Annotated in this window: 14 protein-coding genes; 2 read left to right on the forward strand and 12 right to left on the reverse strand. The window is 62.4% G+C overall.

The window, feature by feature from the left end:
* The first annotated feature begins 56 nt into the window (after positions 1-56).
* Complete coding sequence (locus tag CLV89_RS10335; RefSeq protein WP_243394983.1) at positions 57-2,087, forward strand: ComEC/Rec2 family competence protein; 2,031 nt, start codon at positions 57-59, stop codon at positions 2,085-2,087.
* A 101-nt stretch (positions 2,088-2,188) separates the two neighbouring features.
* On the opposite strand, the gene lexA is transcribed toward CLV89_RS10335, so the two are convergent.
* From lexA to CLV89_RS10370, 7 genes are all read right to left on the reverse strand, one after another.
* Positions 2,189-2,887 (reverse strand): transcriptional repressor LexA, encoded by a 699-nt coding sequence (gene lexA / locus CLV89_RS10340; protein WP_106163586.1) that lies wholly within the window; start codon positions 2,885-2,887, stop codon positions 2,189-2,191.
* 137 nt (positions 2,888-3,024) lie between these two features.
* Positions 3,025-4,197, reverse strand: a complete 1,173-nt coding sequence (locus CLV89_RS10345; RefSeq protein WP_106163587.1) for a molybdopterin molybdotransferase MoeA — start codon at positions 4,195-4,197, stop codon at positions 3,025-3,027.
* A gap of 2 nt (positions 4,198-4,199) precedes the next feature.
* Positions 4,200-4,670 carry a cyclic pyranopterin monophosphate synthase MoaC gene (gene moaC, locus CLV89_RS10350; RefSeq protein ID WP_106163588.1) on the reverse strand — a complete coding sequence of 157 codons (471 nt, stop codon included), beginning with the start codon at positions 4,668-4,670 and terminating at the stop codon, positions 4,200-4,202.
* A gap of 12 nt (positions 4,671-4,682) precedes the next feature.
* On the reverse strand, positions 4,683-5,492 hold the full coding sequence (gene trpC / locus CLV89_RS10355; protein ID WP_106163589.1) for an indole-3-glycerol phosphate synthase TrpC: 810 nt from the start codon (positions 5,490-5,492) through the stop codon (positions 4,683-4,685).
* A complete protein-coding gene (locus CLV89_RS10360) occupies positions 5,485-6,189 on the reverse strand; it encodes a uracil-DNA glycosylase (RefSeq protein WP_106163590.1) in 705 nt (234 codons plus the stop codon). The genes trpC and CLV89_RS10360 overlap by 8 nt, the downstream gene beginning before the upstream one ends.
* Positions 6,189-7,211 (reverse strand): anthranilate phosphoribosyltransferase, encoded by a 1,023-nt coding sequence (trpD, locus tag CLV89_RS10365; protein ID WP_106163591.1) that lies wholly within the window; start codon positions 7,209-7,211, stop codon positions 6,189-6,191. The genes CLV89_RS10360 and trpD overlap by 1 nt, the downstream gene beginning before the upstream one ends.
* A complete protein-coding gene (locus CLV89_RS10370; RefSeq protein WP_106163592.1) occupies positions 7,208-7,789 on the reverse strand; it encodes an anthranilate synthase component II in 582 nt (193 codons plus the stop codon). Before CLV89_RS10370 ends, trpD begins: the two co-directional genes overlap by 4 nt.
* A gap of 194 nt (positions 7,790-7,983) precedes the next feature.
* Between CLV89_RS10370 and CLV89_RS10375 the strand changes: the two genes are divergently transcribed.
* The gene (locus CLV89_RS10375) at positions 7,984-9,495 is read left to right on the forward strand and encodes a divergent polysaccharide deacetylase family protein (RefSeq protein WP_106163593.1); all 1,512 of its coding nucleotides are present in this window, start codon (positions 7,984-7,986) and stop codon (positions 9,493-9,495) included.
* An 84-nt stretch (positions 9,496-9,579) separates the two neighbouring features.
* On the opposite strand, the gene trpE is transcribed toward CLV89_RS10375, so the two are convergent.
* From trpE to fabI, 5 genes are all read right to left on the reverse strand, one after another.
* Positions 9,580-11,091 (reverse strand): anthranilate synthase component I, encoded by a 1,512-nt coding sequence (gene trpE / locus CLV89_RS10380; protein WP_106163594.1) that lies wholly within the window; start codon positions 11,089-11,091, stop codon positions 9,580-9,582.
* 26 nt (positions 11,092-11,117) lie between these two features.
* Entirely contained in the window at positions 11,118-12,953 is a 1,836-nt protein-coding gene (locus CLV89_RS10385) for a peptidylprolyl isomerase (protein WP_106163595.1), read from the reverse strand.
* A 181-nt stretch (positions 12,954-13,134) separates the two neighbouring features.
* Complete coding sequence (locus CLV89_RS10390; protein ID WP_106163596.1) at positions 13,135-14,310, reverse strand: aminotransferase; 1,176 nt, start codon at positions 14,308-14,310, stop codon at positions 13,135-13,137.
* 154 nt (positions 14,311-14,464) lie between these two features.
* Positions 14,465-14,995, reverse strand: coding sequence for a xanthine phosphoribosyltransferase (gene gpt, locus CLV89_RS10395; protein ID WP_106163597.1), 531 nt, complete (start codon positions 14,993-14,995; stop codon positions 14,465-14,467).
* Between the two features lie 6 nt (positions 14,996-15,001).
* On the reverse strand, positions 15,002-15,808 hold the full coding sequence (gene fabI / locus CLV89_RS10400) for an enoyl-ACP reductase FabI (RefSeq protein WP_106163598.1): 807 nt from the start codon (positions 15,806-15,808) through the stop codon (positions 15,002-15,004).
* Positions 15,809-15,924: the final 116 nt, after the last annotated feature.

Here is a 15,924-nt window from a genome sequence, read left to right on the forward strand (position 1 = left end):
CCTTGGAGGGCCTACGTTTGTCGCCTGTGTACCGAGCCAGAAGGCAGGGAGCAAGCGTGCGCATCCTGAGCGCCCTAGATGCAGTGTTGCAGGCCCAGAGGGGGCATTTGTTCCCTTGGGTTCCGGTGTTCTTTGGTCTTGGCATTGGCCTGTATTTTATCGCCCCGGCAGAACCTGATTTTCGACAGTATGGCATTGTTCTTCTCGGGTGTGGCCTGCTCATATGGCCAGCGCGGCGGGGCGACGGTTTTGGTTTGCTGGCTGCCGCCTTGATCCTGGTGGGGCTTGGGTTCAGCTACATGGGCGAACGGGCGCATCAGATTGGCGCGCCGGTTCTGACGTTTCGATACTATGGCGCGGTTGAGGGTCAGGTCGTCGCGGTGGATCGCTCCGCCTCCGATGCGGTGCGGATCACGCTGCGACATGTGCGGCTGGATGATGTCTCTCCGGCACGTACCCCGGCGCGGGTCCGGGTCTCCCTGATGCAAGGCACGGCGCCGGCGCCCGGGGACTGGGTCATGACAACGGCGCATCTATCCCCGCCGCAAGGGCCAGCGGAACCCGGTGGGTTTGATTTTCGTCGCCATGCCTGGTTTCTGCAGCTCGGCGCTGTCGGATATACTCGCGTGCCGGTGCTGCGCACGCAGAGGCCGGAGGCGTTACCCATCGCAACGCTGCGCACACAGGTGTCTGAGTGGGTGCGCAGTGCCATGCCCGACCGGACCGGCGGTGTCGGTGCGGCGCTGATCACTGGTGATCGAGCCCATGTGCCGCGTGCTGTCACGGATGCGTTGCGCGCCAGCAATCTGGCGCATCTGCTCGCAATATCCGGCCTTCATATGGGACTGTTCGCCGGGGTGATCTTTGCCAGTCTGCGCCGCGCTTTTGCATTGTCGCCGATCATCGCACTCCGTTGGCCAATCAAGAAAATCGCAGCTCTTTTTGCGTTGGTGGCGAGTTTTGGCTATTTGCTGCTGTCTGGCGCGAATATCGCGACCGAGCGGGCCTTTCTCATGGTCGCCGTCATGTTGGTCGCAGTGGTACTGGACCGCCGCGCCATTTCGGTACGGGCGGTGGCACTGGCAGCGATTCTGGTGCTCTTGCGTCGACCGGAGAGTCTGCTGAGCGCCGGGTTTCAGATGAGTTTCTCAGCAACCTTGGCGCTTGTCGTGGTGTTCAGGGGAGTGCAACCGCTCTTTGCGGCGCGACGCGGCGGCTCATGGACGACCTTATGGCGCTGGTGTGCGGGGTTGGTGCTGTCCTCGCTTGTTGCGGGACTGGCAACTGCGCCCTTTGGCGCGGCGCATTTCAACATGGTCTCGCACTATGGCTTGATTGCGAATTTGGCAGCGGTGCCGTTCATGGGCGCAGTGGTGGTGCCCGGCGCGGTTCTTGCAATCTGCCTCGCGCCCATCGGGGCAAGCGGCGTTGGGTTCTGGATCATGTCGCAAGGGATCGGCTGGATCCTCACCGTGGCCGAAACAGTCGCACGATGGCCGGGGGCACGCGGCTATGTTGTGGCGCCGGATGACTGGATCCTTCCGGTTCTGATCTCAGGCGCATTGCTGGTCCTGCTGTGGCAAGGACGGCTTCGCTGGCTGGGCGTGGTGCCAGTCTGCATTGCGCTGCTGGCCTGGCCGCAGTCGCAACGCCCGCAGGTGCTGATCGCTGCGGATGGCGGCCTGATCGGAGTGATGACACAGGACGGCCGCGCCCTGTCGCGTGCGCGCGGCAAGAGCTTTGTCGCCGGGATATGGCTGGAGAATGATGGCGATGGCGTCGATCAGGAACGCGCCTTTGCGCGCGGGCAGGGTGACAGCTCCGCGCGCGTTCAGACATTTGAGTGGCAGGGGCGGCGGTTTATCCATGTGATCGGCAAGACAGGGTTGGCTCAGCTAAAGGCGACCTGTCTACGAGAGGAAGTCATCGTGCTGACAGTTGCGGCTGATCGGCCCGAAGGTGGCTGCGACTGGCTCACTCCGGCCCAGCTACGCGCGAGCGGCAGTATTGCCTATTTCGACGGCGGGAAAATGATTGCCGCGCATCAACAATCGCCACGTCTGTGGTCGCCGCATCGGACTAAGTGAGAGGACATGCCGAACCAAAGGGGCCCGCAACGCAAAAAGGCCCCGATCAAATCGGAGCCATTGCTTGCCTAAGACCGCACAGTACAAGCGGCCCGAGATACTCAGTAAGTGCGGATCAGTCCAACGAGACGCCCCTGCACCTTCACCTGATCTTCAGCATAGGTTTGCGTTGGGTAAGCGGGGTTGGCTGCCTGAAGCTCGATCATGCGACCACTACGCACGTAGCGTTTCAGCGTGGCTTCATGCCCTTCGACAAGCGCCACAACGATATCGCCGTTATCGGCCGCTGCGGTTTCATGAATAACCACCACGTCACCGTCATTGATGCCCGCATCAATCATCGAATCGCCACGCACTTCGAGTGCAAAATGCTCGCCCGAGCTGGACAGCATCCCGTTGGGGACCGCCACATGCGCGGAGGCTTGGCTGATCGCCTCGATCGGTACCCCGGCAGCGATACGGCCCATGACCGCGAGCTCGGTGGCGCCGGTATTCGGGGCGGGTTTCAACTCCGGTTCTGGCGCAGAGTCCGACCTGCCGCCAGAGATCACTTGCGGTGCAAAACTGTCCTGACCGCCGCCAAGACTGTCGGGCAAGCGGATCACCTCAATCGCGCGGGCACGGTGGGCAAGGCGGCGAATAAAGCCGCGTTCCTCCAGCGCCGTGATCAGGCGGTGGATACCGGACTTGGAGCGCAAATCCAGCGCTACTTTCATTTCATCAAAGCTTGGCGGGACGCCGTCCTTTTGCAGACGCTTATGAATGAACTCCAAAAGCTGAAGCTGTTTTTTCGTCAGCATGGCTGGCCTCTCTGCACGATACCTTTAGTCATGTTCTATTCATGTTCTCGTTTTGTGTCAACGGGTCGGATCATAAGGGGAACATAAAAAGCCCTGGCAAGTCGTGCCGCCAACAGGATTTTCGCGGGAGTGCTCCCTTAGAGGGGCAGGTATTCCACTTGGTCCGCGATGTTGCGCGCGGGGTCATGAGGCGGGCGCACGATCAGTGCGTCGGCCTGCGCCAGAACCGACAAGAGCGAACTGTCCTGGCTGTCAAAGGCCTGCAATCCCTGATCGGTCCAGGTCGCACGCATATAATGCTGGCGTGGCCCATTGGCGGGGAGTGCCACCGCAAGCGACGCTTGCGCGGGTGCCTCTTCTGCAGTCGACAGGCCGAGCATGGCCTGCAGCATCGATACCACGAAGACCCGACCGCAGATCATCGCCGAGACTGGATTGCCCGGCAGGCCCACCATGGCGCCTGTGCCAAAACGACCGGCCATCAGCGGTTTGCCGGGGCGCATGGCCACCTTGTAGAAAGCGCGCTGCAACCCGAGGCTTTCGGCAACGCCCGCCACCAGATCGTGATCACCCACCGAGGCCCCGCCGATGGTCACCACTAGATCCGCATCCGCCGCAAGACCAAAGGCGGTGCGCAGCGAGGCGTCGGTGTCGCGGGCGATCGGCAGCATGCGGACCTCGGCGCCGTGCTCTTCGAACATCGCCTTCAGGCCGAAGGTATTGGAGACAATGATCTGATCCGGACCGGGAACCTCTCCGGGCATGACCAGCTCATCCCCGGTGGACATCAGTGCCACTACGGGACGGCGGCGCACAGGGACTTCGGCTATGTTCATGGCCGCAAGAAGCGCGATATCCGCAGGGCGCAGGCGGCGCGGGGCGTCGACCGTCTGACCTGCGCGAAAGTCGCGGCCCTGATCGCGGATATTGGCGCTATCGCCCGGATCGTAGCTGATCGTGATGAGGTCGCCCTTGCGTACTACATCCTCTTGAATGACCACAAAATCGGCGCCGTCCGGCACCGGCGCGCCGGTAAAGATCCGCACCGCTTGCCCAGCACCGACACTGCCCTCAAAACCATGCCCGGCCGCAGCCTCGCCAATGACCTTGAACATCGCGTGAAGCTCAACTTCGGCGGCGTTCACGGCATAGCCATCCATGGCGGAGGCATCAAAGGGCGGCTGATCACGACGGGCAGTGACAGGCTCTGCCAGCACCCGGCCCGCCGCCTGCGCCAATGGAATAGTTTCAACCTCGACGGGAGAGACCAGATCAAGCAGGGCGGCGCGGGCCTCGGCGACGGAGATCATGATCAGGCCTCGTAGCGGCCGGACTTGCCGCCGTCCTTCAGCAGCACGCGGATGCCGCCGATTTCCATGGCCTTGTCCACCGCCTTGGCCATGTCATAGACCGTGAGGCAAGCGGTGGAGACCGCTGTCAGCGCCTCCATCTCGACGCCGGTCTGGCCGGTGGTCTTGACCGTGCCTTCGACACGTACACCGGGCAGATCAGGGTCGAGCGTCAACTCGACCGTGACTTTGGTGATGGGCAGCGGATGGCATAGCGGGATCAGCTCGGAGGTCTTCTTGGCACCCATGATGCCAGCGAGCCGCGCAACCGACAAGACATCGCCCTTCTTGGCGCGCCCTTCCGTAATGATATCAAATGTCTCGCGCGCCATCTTGATGTGACCCTCGGCCACGGCAATGCGTGCGGTCACATCCTTGTCGGAGACATCCACCATATGGGCGTCGCCCTTCTGGTCAAAATGTGTGAGCGACATGGGCAGGCCTCCTCAGACGCCGGGAACAAGCGGGTTGGCGAGCAGCGCTCGGGTGGCGGCGGTCACATCGTCCTGACGCATCAGGCTCTCGCCAATCAGGAAACTGCGCGCACCATAGCGGGCCATATCTGAGAGATCCTCGGGCGTGTTCAGACCGCTCTCGCAGACGATCGCCCGCTCTGGCGGAACCAGACGCGACAGGTGGCGGGTGGTGTCCAGCGAGGTCTCAAAGGTGTTGAGATTGCGGTTGTTGATGCCCATCAGCCGTGATTTCAAATGGCTGGCACGGTTCAACTCGTCCTCGTTATGGACTTCCAGCAGCACATCCATGTCCCATTCGATGGCACAGGCTTCCAGCTCTGCGGCCTGCTCGTCCGAGACGGATGCGAGAATGATCAGGATGCAATCGGCACCAAGCGCGCGGGCCTCGGCGACCTGATAGGTGTCATACATGAAATCCTTGCGCAGGCAGGGAAGATCACAGGCGGCGCGGGCCTCGACAAGGAATTCCTTGGCACCCTGAAAACTCGGCGTGTCGGTGAGCACAGACAGACAGGTGGCACCGCCATCGGCATAGGCCTGCGCAAGGGTGGCAGGGTCGAAATCAGCGCGGATCAAACCCTTGGAAGGGCTGGCTTTTTTGATCTCGGCAATCAGACCGTAGCCCTCGTGTGTGGCCTGCTGCAGACGGTCGGCAAAGCCGCGCACGGGATCGGCTGCACGCGCCTCTGCCTCGACCTCCGCAAGCGGTTTGGCCGCCTTGTCGGCGGCGATCTCTTCGAGCTTATAGGCTTTGATCTTGTCCAGAATGGTCTCAGTCATCAGCGGGGCTCCCTGAATAGGTCCGTGGGGCTGTCCACGAGATGGGCGGCTCGCCGCGGGCGGAGAGCCAGTCATTGATCCGTGTAAACGGACGCGATCCAAAAAAGCCGCGCCGCGCCGACAGGGGCGAAGGATGGGCCGTCTTCAGGATCAGGTGATCGCCGGGACGGATGTGTTTTTCAAGCGCCTGCGCCTGGTTGCCCCAGAGGACATAGGCCGTCGGGCGGCGAGAGCTATGATCGAGCACCTGATGCGCAAGCGCCTGCCAGCCCAGTTTTTTATGGCCATTGGCATCACCCGCAGGCACCGACAGCACCGTATTGAGCAGGAGCACGCCTTGTTCAGCCCATGGGCGCAGATCGCCGGTTTCAGGGCTGCTGCCGATGTCGTCGCGCATCTCCTGAAAAATATTGCGCAGGGATCGGGGTAGGGGTGTCACATCCGGTTCAACCGAGAATGACAGCCCATGGGCGTGCCCCGGTGTGGGATAGGGGTCCTGGCCGAGGATTACCACGCGGGTGGCTTCTGGCGAGGTCAGATCCAGCGCCGCAAAGCGCTGGTGTGCTGGCGGTAGGATCTCACGCGCCTCAGCTGCGAGCTTTGCTTCGATATCAGGCCAGTGTGTGTCAAAGAACGGCAGGTCCGCCCAGCCCCCGACGGCGGGTCGGGGGTCTGTGTGGAGGTCTCGCGCGGCCATTAGCTGGCCTCCGAGGTGATCCGTGCAACCGCCGTGACCTTACCAAGGGCCGCACCGCTGTCGATGCTTTCGGCGGCGCGCTCGGCCCCTTCCTTGAGCGAGGACACGGTGCCCGCCACCACCTGTGCGGCAGCGGAGTTCAACAGCACGGCGTCGCGATAGGCGGAGGGTTCGCCGTTCAAAAGCGCGCGAAACGCCTCGGCATTCTCAGCAGGGGTGCCGCCCACGATCGCCTCGAAGGGATGTTCGGGCAGGCCGGCTTCTTCCGGGTGGACCTCGAATTCGGAAATGCTGCCGTCTTCATTGAGGCCTGCAACCCAGCTGACGCCGGTGATGGTCAGCTCGTCGGTGCCGTCAGACCCATGCACCAGCCATGCCTTCTCCGAACCGAGCTGTTGCAGGGTTTCTGCCATCGGGCGGATCAGGTCGCGGGTGAACGCCCCCGTCAGTTGGCGTTTGACATCCGCCGGATTGGTCAGGGGGCCGAGAATGTTGAAGATCGTCCGTGTGCCGAGCTCTTGGCGGGTGGGCATCACATGGGCAATCGCCGGGTGATGCATCGGCGCCATCATGAAGCAGATGCCCGCTTCTTTCAGTGATTTTTCAACCACTTTCGGGCCGACCATGACCTGAATGCCCATCTCGGTCAGCGCATCTGCCGCACCGGATTTGGACGACAGGTTGCGATTGCCGTGTTTGGCCACAGGCACGCCCGTGCCCGCCACCACGAAGGCCGTCGCGGTCGAGATATTGAGCGTGCCCTTGCCATCACCGCCGGTGCCGACAATGTCCATCGACCCTGCAGGCGCGGTGACCTTGTTGCATTTGGCGCGCATCACGGCGGCAGCGGCGGCATATTCATCCACTGTCTCGCCCCGGGTGCGCAGGGCCATCAGAAGGCCGCCGATCTGGCTTGGCGTGGCCTCGCCATTGAACAGCGCGGCAAAGGCGGTTTCGGCTTCGGTACGGGTCAGGGCGCGATCTGCGGCCAGACCGATCAGAGGTTTCAGCGCATCACTCATGCCGGGACCTTCATCTCATTCAGGAAGTTCTGCAGGAGCGCATGCCCATGCTCGGAGGCGATGGATTCCGGGTGGAACTGAACGCCGTGGATGGGCAGCTCTTTGTGCTGCAGGCCCATGATGGTGCCGTCTTCCAGCTCTGCGGTGATCTCCAGACACTCCGGAAAGCTCTCGCGCTCCACCACCAGCGAGTGATAGCGGGTGGCATCGAACGGCGAAGGCAGCCCCTTGAAGAGGCCCTTGTCGGTGTGATGCATCTTGCCCATCTTGCCGTGCACGATCTCATGACAACGCACCACCTTGCCGCCAAAGGACTGACCGATGGTCTGATGACCAAGGCAAACGCCCAACAGCGGCGTGCGAGTCTCGGCGGCCGCTTCGGTCAGCGCGAGGCAGATGCCCGCCTGATCGGGATCGCAGGGGCCGGGGCTCAGCAGGATGCCGGCGGGCTTCATCGCCATGGCTTGCTGCACATCCAACGCATCGTTTCGCCAGACCTCGATCTCGGCGCCCAGCTCGCCAAGATAATGCACGAGGTTGTAGGTGAAGGAGTCGTAGTTGTCGATTAGCAGCAACATCTTGGGACGCTCTTTTATGGGTGGCGGGCGGGGGCCGCGCCGCAGTATAGTGTGACGGACCATACATGTTCAGGGATGCGCGGCAGCGTCAAGGGCACATCCGGATTGCCAGGTGGCATGAGGGGCAGATGTTCAGCGTTCAGGCGTCTCACAGAAGGTCAGACCACGGGCACAGGACAGAGGGCGAAACAGGCATGCGAGGATTTCTGGGAGGCGTAAGCGTGGGGGCGCTGGTCGCGGTTGCAGGGGCGGCGGTGTGGTCGTTGTCGAGACCATTGCCGCAGGTGGTGCATGTCTCGGATCAGACACCGGAAACGATCCTTGCCAAACGGGTCGAACCCACGCCGCCACAGGACACCCCCGGCAGTGATGCGGATCTGGTCGAGACCGCGCCCGAGGCGCCGGCTCAGGATGCGGGCCTGCTCGATGATGCGCCGGACCAGATCGACACGCAGTCCGCAGCGCGCCCCGAGGTGACGGTTCCAGATGAGGACGCGGCACAGATCAGCCCTGATGAGGGCGCCGGGACAACGCCGGATGTTCAGGTCGCATCTGATGCATCCGTGGAGACCACGCCCGGTGGCGATGGGCTGGATACGCCGACGGCGGATGTGTCGCCCGATGTGGTCGAGGACAGCGCGCAGCCACCCGCCCCAACACCCACTGAGGAGCCCGTGCTTGCGGCTCCCGATGTGGAGCTTGATGTTCCTGCTGTGGACGGCGCCTCCGGCAACAGTGAGGCACCGCTTCAGCTTGACGAGGCAGCGATCCAGCCGCCCACGATCAACGCGGCACCAGAAATCACCGCGCCGCCCAGCGTGATGACACCGCAGCCAACGCCCACACCGCAGGTCGGCAGCGACGAGAATGCGTCCGACGACGAAGACCTCGACCTCAGCATTTCAGAGCTGCCGCAGGCCGGAACCGACACAGCCGAGGACGAAGGCCCCAGCATTGGCACCCGCGTCCTGCCGCTGACCGAGCGGGACGCGGCGCAGGAAACTGCAACGGCTGATCAGGAGCCGCCGTTCCGGCGCAATGCGGAACCGGCTGATCCCGCACCGGGATTGCCGCTGATGTCCATCATTCTGATTGAGGAAGAGGGCGCAGTGGGGGCCGAGGCCTTAGAGGCCTTTCCCTATCCGCTGACATTTGCCATCGATCCCAGCGATCCGCAGGCCGAGGAGCGCATGGCCGCCCGGCGCGCCGCAGGGTTTGAGGTGCTTGTATTGGCGGATCTGTCCCGTGATGCGACTCCGCAGGACGCCGAAGTTGCCCTGCCGGTCTGGTTTGATCGCCTGCCTGAAGTGGTCGGTGTGCTGGAAGGCAACGACGGCGGGGTGCAGGGCAACCGGCCACTTGCCGATCAGGTGGCCACCATCGCCGCCGATCTCGGCTATGGGTTGGTGCTGCAGGACAACGGTCTGAACACGGTGCAGAAGATGGCGCTGCGCGATGGGAACCCTGCCGGTGTGGTGTTCCGCGACTTTGACGGCGCAGGGCAGGATCCGCGCGCCATGCGCAGGTTCCTCGATCAGGCCGCGTTTCGGTCCGGACAGGAAGGCGCGGTGATCATGCTGGGCCGACTGAAACCCGACACTATCTCTGCTCTGTTGATCTGGGGGCTGCAGGACCGCGCCAGCAGGGTGGAGCTGGTGCCCGTGTCCACCAGCCTGAAACGCCTTCTGGACCCGATCTCGCAGTAATCAGCACCTGCTATTCATGATAAAACAAAAAACGCTCCGCGGAGATTTCCGGGAGCGTTTTTTTGTCTGGAATGTCTAATCAGATCAACGATTTCCGTTGCCGGTGAAGCGTGCCGCATCCGCGGCCGCGCGCCGGATCGCATTGGATTTATGCACGGTCTCCATATACTCAGATTCCGGGTCGCTGTCGTAGACCACGCCGCCGCCTGCCTGAATATAAAGCTTCTGATCCTGCACGATCGCAGTGCGCAGGGCGATACACATATCCATGTCGCCCCCGGCACTGAAATAGCCGACACCGCCGCCATATATGCCGCGCTTTTCCGGTTCCAGCTCGTCGATGATCTCCATTGCGCGCACCTTGGGCGCACCAGAGACGGTGCCCGCTGGCATGCCGGCGAAAAACGCATCCAGCACGTCTTTGTCCTCGTGCAGCTCGCCGACAACATTGGAGACGATATGCATCACATGGCTGTAACGCTCGATGATGAACTCTTCGGTGGGGCGCACTGTGCCGATCTTGGCGACGCGGCCCACGTCATTGCGGCCCAGATCCAGGAGCATCAGATGCTCGGCCAGCTCTTTCTTGTCAGCCAGCAGATCCTGTTCCAGCGCCTTGTCTTCTTCTGGGGTGGCTCCGCGCGGACGGGTCCCTGCGATGGGGCGAATGGTGACCTCATCGCCAAAGACCCGCACGAGGATCTCTGGGCTGGCGCCGATCACCTGGAAACCGCCGAAATTGAAGTAGAACATGAACGGCGAGGGGTTGGTGCGCCGGAGCGAGCGATAAAGCGCAAAGGGTGGCTGCGGGAAATCCTGCGTCCAGCGCTGCGCGGGCACCACCTGAAAGATGTCCCCGGCGCGGATGTAATCCTTGGCCTTCTCCACGGCGGCCATATAGCCGTCCTTGGTGAAATTCGACACCGGCGGGCCGACCTCCAGCGCCTCGCCCAGATCGCGGGTTTCGGCGGGCATGGCGCGTTCCAGATCGCGCACCGCATCCATTACCCGTTCGGCGGCCTGCGCATAGGCTGCGCGCGCCGATTGCCCGTCGCTGACCCATGCGGGAGAGACCACCGTGACCTCGCCCTTGACCCCGTCCAGAACTGCCACCGCAGAGGGGCGGATCATCACCGCATCCGGCAGGCCAAGCGGGTCGGGATTCACATTGGGCAGATGCTCCACATGACGGATCATGTCATAGCCCAGATAGCCGAACAGCCCTGCGGCTGCCTGCGGCAGATCATCCGGCAGGTCGATCCGGCTTTCGGCCAGAAGCGCGCGCAAAGTGTCGAGCGGATTGCCCGTCAGGGGTTCAAACCCCTCCGGGTCAAACCGGGCCGCCCGGTTCAGCTCTGCCTGTTCGCCCCGCGCACGCCAGATCAGGTCCGGCTTCATGCCGATGATGGAATAGCGCCCGCGCACCTCGCCGCCGGTCACCGATTCCAGCATGAAGGCATCCTTCTGCGCGCCGGTGAGTTTCAGCATCAGAGACACGGGCGTATCCAGATCGGCTGCAAGCCGCGTGTAGACCACCTGGTTTTCGCCCGCCTCATAGGCTTTGGCGAATGTGTCGAAGTCGGGGATCAGAGCCATGAGAGCATGCGCCTCGAACTTAGGAGTTACTGGAAAGTGGCGTGAACTGCATTCACCGCCTGTTGGTTGACCTGCGGACGTGCGCGGGTCTGAACCGCCTGCATGTAGATCTGGAAGATCTCGTTCGACAGGGACTGATCGAGCTGTTCGCTCAGCGCCTGTGTCAGGAACTGCATGTCGTCGCTGTCGTCCGGCGGCAGCATGTCGTCGAGGCGCACAACAACCGTACCCTCCGCATCGGACACCACGCGGACTTCGCCAACTTCCATTTCAAAGACCTCGTTCATCAGGTCAACCGGGGTCTGGTCGAGATAGGCAGTCCGTGTCAGGCCGGTTTGCTCGGTGACGTCGCGATCTTCCGGGAACTGGCCGTCATTGGCTTCGATCACAGCTTTCAGCTCATCTGCTTGTGCCTTCAGCGCCTTGGCAACACGGTCTGCCTTGAACGCCTCGGTCACCGCTGGACGGGCACTGTCGAACGGTTCGGGACGCGGCTCCAACACCTCGTCAAGGCGCAGCGCAAAGACACTGCCGTCGTCGAGGTAATCAACAGTCGGAAAATCCTCGACGCTGACCGCCTCGGCCGCAGTGCGGAAGGTGTCATAGGCGGCAATGCCATCGGTGGTATCGGCGGTCCAGTCGATGCGACCCACGGCAAGACCGTTCTCTTCCGCGGCCAGTTCTTCGAGCGTGGCACCGCTGGCCAGAAGATCGTCAATTCCTTCGGCGCGCGACTCGATCACCCGGCGGGCACGGTCAAGCGCCAGCTCTTCGCGCAGAGCGGGCAGTGCGTCCTCAAAACTGGTGAAGCTTGCTTCCAGCAGGCCGTTCACACGGTAGAGCGCGGGGCCAAGATCGGAGGGCAGTGGCCCGGCCACGTCGCCCATCTCAACCGCGAACACCGCTTCGCCGGCGACACCAAGGTCGTCCTGTGCCACGTCGCCCATGTCGATGTCGGACAGGCTCAGGCCGCGGTCCTGTACCAGTGTCTCAAAGGTGGTTCCGCCAACGTCCAGCTGCGCTTTGGCCGTGTCTGCGGCGTCCTGATCGGCAAAGACCAGACGCTCAACCAGGCGACGCTCCGGGACATTGAACTCTGCGTCGCGTTCCTCATAAAGCGCGCGCAGGGCGGTCTCGTCCACTTCGACCTCGTCGACCAGAGCATCGGGGCGCAGGGCCACATAGGTGATGACTTTGGTCTCGGGCAGGGTGAAGGCGTCGGTGTTGGCCTCGTAATAGGCACGCAGCTCTTCCTCGGTCGGTTCGACCGCCGTCAGGACCGCATCCTCTGCCGAAAGCCGCACATAGGCAAAGCTGCGGCGCGCTCCGATATAATCGGTCAGCGTTTCGCCCAGTGCCGCAGGCATGCGCGTGCCGCCGACGATGGCCCCTTGCAGCAACGTACGGGCGGTCTCGGCACGCATGTCCTCTTCAAACTCGGGTTCGGAGAGGCCGGCGTTTTCAAGCGCAAAGCGATAGTTGTCACGGCTGAACGCACCGTCAGAACCCTGGAACGCCTGAATTTGGGTGATTTCCTTCAGCAAGGTCTCATCCCCGACGGAAATCCCGAGCGTTTGCATCTCGTTGTCCAAAGCGGCGGATGTGACAAGGCCAGAAAGCACACCGCGATCCACGCCCATGGAAATCAGCTGCGACAGCGGTACCGATTGGCCGGACTGAGCCTGAATGGCGCGTTGTTCCTGCTGCAGCGCACGGGCGTAGTCGTCAACGCTGACGTCGGTCTCGCCCACGGTGGCCAGCGTGCGCGTGGTGCCGGACACGTTGATCGCGCCAAAGCCGGCAAGCCCCACGAACAACAGACCCATGAGGATCCAAACGAAGGTCTTGGAAAGGTGTTTCATGCCTGCGGCCCTTTATGTCGTCTTTTGGTGGCGCGCCGCAGCGTTGAAGCCGGGCGGCCAAATTGCGCCGACTGGGTCGGCGGTCTCCTGTTGCTGCCCTGAATACGCGTCTGCCCCGGCAGGGGCAAGCATAGAGGGCAACGTGCACATGGGGATGCACGGGGATGTCAGTCCGCGTCTGTCATCCGTCGAAATTAGCGAGGCGCGAGATCATGTCCGCAATGCCTGCACGGTCGACATTTGCAAAGGCAATGCGGAACTGGCGGTGGCCTTCGGGCGCCTCGGTGGGGGTGAACATGGTGCCGGGGAGCAGCAGCATCCCGGCCTCGCGCAGAAGCCTCTGCGCAAGAACATCGGAACTCTCCTCATAGGGATGCGCCACATAGGCGAAATAGGCGCCAAGGCCGAGAAGTTGCCAGCCCTTCGCCGCCAGAGGGGCAAAGCCGTCCTGAATTGCGGCGCGACGATCCAGGATTTCGGCTCGCTCCCCCGCCAGCCACTGGCCCAGATTCTCGATGCCCCATTTTGCCCCGATCTGCCCCAGCTGTGCCGGGCAGATGGTGACGGTGTCGAGGAATTTCTCCATTTCGGACAGGCGATCAGGACCGGCGGCGATGGCGCCAACGCGATGCCCCGTGAGGCGATACGCCTTGGAGAAGGAATAGAGGTGGACAAGGGTGTCCTGCCAGTCCTCGCGCTGCAACAGACGATGCGGTGCGCCGCTGCGACTGTCGAAATCGCGATAGGTTTCATCAACGATCAGGGTCAGCCCATGACGCTGCGCGAGGTCAAAGAACGCAGCCAATAGCGCTGCCGGATATTCAACGCCGCAGGGGTTGTTTGGAGTGACCAAGGCGATGGCGCGGGTGCGATCCGTTATCAGCGCCTCCGCCTGTGCGACCTCCGGCAGCATCCCCTCGCCGACAGGCAAGGGCAGGGTCGTGACCCCCTGCATGTCCAGCCACATCTTGTGATTGAAGTACCACGGCGTCGGCAGAATCACCGCATCCCCCTCGGCACAGAGGCTCTGGATCGTGGCGGCAAAGGCCTGATTGCAGCCTGAGGTGATGGCGATATTGGATGGGGCAATCGGAGCGTCGTAGTGACGGCTCATCTGATCCGCCAGCGCCGCGCGCAGATCCTCATTCCCAAGCACCGGACCGTATAGATGCGCACTGGTCTGGTTCAGAACAGCCTCTGCCATCGCCTGTCGCAGCCCCTCAGGCGGTGCGTCTGCAGGGGCGGCCTGACTGAGGTTCAACAAGGGCTGATCGTCAGGAAAGGTCACACCCGCGAGCCACCGGCGCGATTCCACGATCGGAGAGACGAAGGTGGCTTGGGTTCGGGCGGTCTTCATCGGCAGCTTCCTGTGTTGGTCATGGCGTCGAGGCGCAGGCGGCATTAGGGCGATTTCAACTCCCGGACGCAAGAGGTTGAAAGCAGACGCAGAACAGAAAAAAGGCGCACCGGGCAGGGCGCGCCTTTTGAAACTTTCAACCTAATCGCGCGGATCAGTCGGTGCCGCGATAGGGTTCGACATATTGCAGCGCCATGTCCCACGGAAAGAAAATCCATGTGTCCTGGCTGACGCCGGTGATGAACGTGTCCACCTGCGGCTCACCCTGAGGTTTGGCGTAGACAGTCGCCAGATGGGCCTTCGGATAGAGGTCACGCACCAGTTCGAGCGTTTTGCCGGAATCGACAAGATCATCGACAATCAGAATTCCGGTGCCGTCGCCCATCATGTCGGCATCCGGGCTTTTCAGCACTTCGGCCTCGCGCCGCTGATCGGCCTTGCCGCCGCCAGAGTGATAGGATTTCACACTGATTGTATCGACAGTGCGAATGTCCAGCTCACGCGCGACGATCATTGCGGGGGCCATGCCGCCCCGGGTGATCGCCACAACGGCGCGCCAGTGACCCTCGTCGGGCCCGAGCCCGTCCAGACGCCACGCCAGCGCGCGGCTGTCGCGATGGATCTGGTCCCATGAGATGTGAAACCCCTTCTCATGGGGCAGGCGGTTCGGGTCCTTGGTGGTCATCTGGGATTAGCCTTTCTCGATATCCGGTGCGTCCACGGCCTTCATGCCGACCACGTGATAGCCCGCATCCACGTGCAGGTTCTCGCCAGTCACGCCAGAGGCCAGATCCGACAGAAGATAAAGCGCGGATTTACCCACGTCATCAGTGGTCACGTTGCGACGCAGGGGCGAATTGTACTCGTTCCACTTCATGATGTAGCGGAAATCACCAATGCCGGAGGCCGCCAGTGTCTTGATCGGGCCGGCAGAGATCGCGTTGACGCGGATGCCGTCCTTGCCCAGATCCTCCGCCAGGTATTTGACCGATGCCTCCAGCGCCGCCTTGGCCACGCCCATCACATTATAATGTGGCATCACCTGTTCGGCGCCATAGTATGTCAGCGTCAGCATGGAGCCACCCGCATCCATCATCTTCTCCGCGCGCTTGGCAACGGCGGTGAAGGAATAAACCGAGATATCCATGGTCATCTGGAAGTTCGCGCGGCTGGTGTCGACATAGCGGCCGCGCAGCTCGCTCTTGTCCGAAAAGCCGATCGCGTGGACGATGAAATCCAGCTTGCCCCATTTTTCCTCAAGCGCGGCGAACAGCGCATCGATCGAGGCTTCGTCGCCAACATCGCAGGGCAGCACGATATCGCTGCCCAGTTGCTCCGCGAGCGGGCCGACACGCTTCTTGAGCGCATCCCCCTGGTAGGAGAACGCAAGCTCCGCCCCGGCCTCGGCGCAGGCTTTTGCAATGCCCCACGCGATGGATTTATCATTGGCCAGGCCCATAATCAGGCCACGTTTTCCGGCCATCAGTTGACTAGACATGCAGGTTCTCCGCCTGTGATCAGTATAATAGAATGTCCTTTAGCCCGCTGCGACACTTGCATCAAGGGTGTACACCGATGCCCAGTCTTTCAATCGGGCACAAAGGTCACTAAGGT

The sequence above is a fragment of the Tritonibacter scottomollicae genome, from assembly GCF_003003215.1.
Taxonomy (GTDB): Bacteria; Pseudomonadota; Alphaproteobacteria; order Rhodobacterales; family Rhodobacteraceae; genus Epibacterium; species Epibacterium scottomollicae.